Below are 4,399 nucleotides of genomic sequence, written 5' to 3'. Positions count from 1 at the left end.
TTGGCGCCCCTTACCGGATTCGTCGGCGGGCCGGCCACTTTTTAAAGGGGTCGCGCCGCCCCCCCCCAGCTCTCCCTTTTGTTATTGTGCTCTCACTAAAACCTCCCCGGGGGCCCCAAAGGGGGCCGCCTGTTTCGTGCCGGAGTTGTGGCTCTCGCCGAGAATTAGCATCCAGATCGCGCGGTGGGTGCACGACTGGGTGTACGAACGACCCCGATCTCCGGATCGAGGTCGCGTACCGTCACCAGTGCTTCGAGCGGGCGGCGGGCCTTCGTGGTAGCGATCTCTATGGAAGCAGCCGTTCTTCCCTGGCTTGCTTGAACCACTTCCGGAACATGTCCTCGGTGTCCATCATCTCGGTGAAGCCGGCGCGGTTGATCTTCACGGTCGAGACGATCGAGGGCGGACCGGACTCGGTCTGGCCGTAGCGCATGCTGTAATCGGCGTATTGGAACGACAGGCCGACGAAGTCGGCGAGGTCCGGCGACACAAGGTCATGCTTGCGTCGCAACGCGTCCCAAGAAGAGACCCAATTGGGAAACTCCTTGGCGAGCGATAGCGGGATCGGCTTGCCGGGCTTCATCTCCAGCGCGTCGGCCACCGCGGGCCAGATGTTTTCCCAGGTGAAGACATCGCCATTGGTGACGTTGAAGGCTTCGTTCTGTGCCGCCTTGGCCTCGCCCGACCAGGCGATCGCGCGCGCGAGGAGATCGACGTCGACGGCCTGCGCCACCCGCGCGGCGCCGCCGGGAAAGTCGAGCGGCCTGCCCTGCTCGCGCAGCATCGCGGCATAGACGCCGAGTGGCGGGATCAGATCCATGGCGCCGCCCATGGCGAGGCCGACGATCAGAACGGGGCGCAAGATACTCCAGTGCCAGGCTTTCCCGGCCTGGAGCTCGCGCAGGAAATTTTCCTGCGCCCAATAAAAGTTGGGCTGCTCGTACATCTCGGAGCGGCCTTCGCGCGCCGGCACCGTCAAGGGGCGGACGTGAACGCCATAGGCTTTGGTGCCTTGCAGCAAGGCGACATGCTTGAGGTCTGGCGCCATCGGCTCGAGCGCGGCCATCAAATTGCGCAACATCAGATCATTGGTCTTGATCTGCTGCGGATCGCGCCAACCATCGACGAGCTGTGGCGCCTCGTAGAGCGCGGCGTAGATCAAATGGGTGGCGCCCTGAAGCTCGGCCGCGGCACGGCGGCAATCGGCTTCGCTGGTAAGGTCGATCGGGACGTGGCGGGCGCCGTAGAGGTGGCGCGGCTTGCGTCGCGACAGCGCCACAACTTCTGAAGGCTCGGATGTGCCGAAGTGTCGCAACGCGGCGTTGCCGACGAGACCGGTTGCCCCAGCGACCACGACCTTTTTGCCCGTCATGCGCGAGCCTCCCTTGTTATTGCCTAATCGCGTAGCAGATCGCTGATGGTTCCGACTTGCGTCTGGCCCGCGTTCGCACTTGCGAGGAAGGCATCAGGCTTGATTATCGCAGGGCGTCCGGTCATCCTTGCTGACGGAACCGCAACGCTCGGCTTCCAGCAACAAGAGCCCATCAGGGCCATTCGGAAACGCTCAAACAAATCTCAACAAGAGAACGTCGATCCTCGACGAAGACAAGACGACAGCAAGATCGTTCCCTGGTCGATGCATCGACGCAATGGAAGGGATGCGCATGAAACGTCGTGATTTTCTGAAGGTGACAGGCGTCGGCCTGGCCGCGAGCACAGCAGTGGCTGCGCCCGCGATCGCGCAGTCGTCGCCCGAGGTCAGGTGGCGCTACGCCACGAGCTGGCCGAAAGCCCTCGATACGCTCTATGGCGGCTGCGAATATTTCTGCAAGCAGGTCGCCGACATTACCGACAACAAATTCCAGATCCAGCCTTTTGCGGCGGGCGAGATCGTCCCGGGCCTGCAGGTGCTCGACGCCGTGTCGAACGGCACGGTCGAGATCGGCAATACCGCGCTTTATTACTATTGGGGCAAGAACCCCGCATTCACGTTCGCAACTGCCCTCCCGTTCGGCTTGAACACGCGCCAGCAGATTTCCTGGCTGCTGTGGGGCGGCGGACAGGATCTCGTCAACGACCTCCTGAAAGAGCACAACGTCTACGGCATCCCGACCGGATCGACCGGCGCGCAGATGGGCGGCTGGTTCAGGAAGGAGATCAAGACGGTCGACGACCTCAAGGGCCTGAAGATGCGCATCGGCGGCTTCGCCGGCACGATCCTCGCCAAGCTCGGCTGCGTGCCGCAGCAGCTCGCCGGCGGCGACATCTATCCGGCGCTGGAGAAGGGCACCATCGACGCGGCCGAGTGGGTCGGTCCCTATGACGACGAGAAGCTCGGCTTCGCCAAGGTCGCGAAGTACTACTACTATCCCGGCTGGTGGGAAGGCACGAGCCAGGGCCACAACATCATGAACATCGAGAAGTGGAACGCGCTGCCCAAGCACTATCAGGCGGCGATCGACGCGGCGTCACGCGACACCTTCACCTGGATCACCGGCAAGTACGATGCGGTGAATGCTCCGGCGCTGAAGCGGCTGATCGTGAACGGCGCGATCCTCAGGGGCTTCCCGCAGGAAGTGCTCGAGGCGTGCTACAACACCGCCAACGAAATCTATGCGGACCTGTCCAAGACCAATCCGCATTTCGGCAAGATGCATGCGAGCATGACCGCGTTCAAGAATGACTCGTTGCCTTGGACGCAGGTGGCCGAGCTGAGCTACGACAGCTTCATGGCGCGGATGCGGACCAAGACGTGAGGCGCTGAGCGGCTCACACGACTAAAGACGGAGAAGCCCCGGAGATGCTGCCATCTCCGGGGTTTTACGTGCTTTGGTTCTGGTTTCGGACCAAACCTGGTTGTCCCCATCGGCTTCGCAACTGCGAGCGTTCCGACGACGCTTGATTATCGCAAGGCGACCGGTCATCCTGATGGCCGGAACCGCAACGTACGGGATCCACAAAGAGCCCTGAAGGGCCGTCGGACACACTCACACCTTCACCAAAGACAAGTTCGGTTCTCGGCGAAGCAAAAGACGACACGAAGATCGTTCCCTTAGTCGAGCAATCGGCACAACGGAGGGATACGCATGAAACGTCGTGAATTTCTGAAAGTGACAGGCGCTGGCCTGGCGGCAAGCACAGCGGTTGCTGCGCCGGCCATCGCGCAATCTTCGCCGGAAGTGAGATGGCGGCTCGCCGCGAGCTGGCCCAAGGCGCTCGATACGCTCTACGGCGGCTGCGAATATTTCTGCAAGCGCGTGGCCGAGGCCACCGACAACAAATTCCAGATCCAGCCGTTCGCGTCCGGCGAGATCGTGCCGGGCCTGCAGGTGCTCGATGCGGTCTCGAACGGCACGGTCGAGATGGGCAACACGGCGCTGTATTATTACTGGGGCAAGAACCCCGCCTTCACGTTCGGCACCTCGCTGCCGTTCGGACTGAACACGCGGGCGCATATTTCCTGGCTGCTGTTCGGCGGCGGCACGGAAATGCTCAACGACCTGCTGAAGGAATACAACACGGTCGGCATTCCCACCGGCTCGACCGGCGCCCAGATGGGCGGCTGGTTCCGGAAGGAGATCAAGTCGATGGAGGATTTCAGGGGACTGAAATTCCGCGTCGGCGGCTTCGCCGGCACGATCATCGCCAAGGTCGGCGGCGTGCCGCAGCAGATCGCGGGCGGCGACATCTATCCGGCGCTGGAGAAGGGCACGATCGACGCCGCCGAATGGGTCGGGCCCTATGACGACGAGAAGCTCGGCTTCGTGAAGGTCGCGAAATACTACTACTATCCGGGCTGGTGGGAAGGCACCGGCCAGGGCCACAACGTCATAAATCGCGACAAGTGGAACGCGCTGCCGAAGCACTATCAGGCCGTGGTCGAGATGGCCTCACGCGATACCTTCACCTGGGTCACCGGCAAATACGACTACGTCAACCCGTCTGCGTTGAAGCGCCTGCTGGTGGCCGGTGCGGTCCTGAAGCCGTTCCCGCAGGAAGTCCTGGAGGCCTGCTACAACGCCGCCAACGAGATCTACGCCGATCTCAGCAAGACCAATCCGCACTTCAACAAGATGTACACCAGCCTGTCGGCATTCAGGAACGAGTCGCTCGCCTGGATGCAGGTCGCCGAGCTCAGCTACGACAGCTTCATGATGCGGATGCGGACACGGACGTGAGGCGTTAAGCGAAACGCAGCGCCACAAACGACGAAAGCCCCGGAGATGTCTCCGGGGCTTTTTGTTTCGGGAGAGCCCGAACCACACCAAAGGTGTCATCGCCCGGCTTGACCGTGCGATCCAGTACTCCAGAGGCCCATATTGGAGAACACCGCACCCGACCAGAAGGTGATCGGCCAGCTCGACGGCGTCGCCAAGAAGAACGGCTTTGCGGGCTATGA

The 4,399-nt window shown here is 62.2% G+C and carries 3 protein-coding genes; 2 read left to right on the top strand and 1 reads right to left on the bottom strand.

Features of this window, described 5'->3' with window-relative positions; all coding sequences use genetic code 11:
- Positions 1-286: 286 nt before the first annotated feature.
- A complete protein-coding gene (locus AC0L3X_RS31905) occupies positions 287-1,372 on the bottom strand; it encodes an SDR family oxidoreductase (protein WP_063985766.1) in 1,086 nt (361 codons plus the stop codon).
- A 292-nt stretch (positions 1,373-1,664) separates the two neighbouring features.
- On the opposite strand from AC0L3X_RS31905, the gene AC0L3X_RS31900 reads away from it, so the two are divergent.
- On the top strand, positions 1,665-2,756 hold the full coding sequence (locus AC0L3X_RS31900) for a TRAP transporter substrate-binding protein (RefSeq protein ID WP_063986726.1): 1,092 nt from the start codon (positions 1,665-1,667) through the stop codon (positions 2,754-2,756).
- 330 nt (positions 2,757-3,086) lie between these two features.
- The gene (locus tag AC0L3X_RS31895; protein ID WP_063985767.1) at positions 3,087-4,178 is read left to right on the top strand and encodes a TRAP transporter substrate-binding protein; all 1,092 of its coding nucleotides are present in this window, start codon (positions 3,087-3,089) and stop codon (positions 4,176-4,178) included.
- Positions 4,179-4,399 lie beyond the last annotated feature (221 nt).

It is taken from the genome of Bradyrhizobium sp. MI1.7 (genome assembly GCF_055811795.1).
This window is presented reverse-complemented; position numbering and strand designations above follow the sequence as displayed.

Excerpts from the sequence above, each read along its gene's own strand:
- AC0L3X_RS31900 (WP_063986726.1), top strand. The coding sequence starts at position 1,665 with ATGAAACGTCGTGATTTTCTGAAGGTGACAGGCGTCGGCCTGGCCGCG.
- AC0L3X_RS31895 (WP_063985767.1), top strand. The coding sequence starts at position 3,087 with ATGAAACGTCGTGAATTTCTGAAAGTGACAGGCGCTGGCCTGGCGGCA.
- AC0L3X_RS31905 (WP_063985766.1), bottom strand. The coding sequence starts at position 1,372 with ATGACGGGCAAAAAGGTCGTGGTCGCTGGGGCAACCGGTCTCGTCGGC.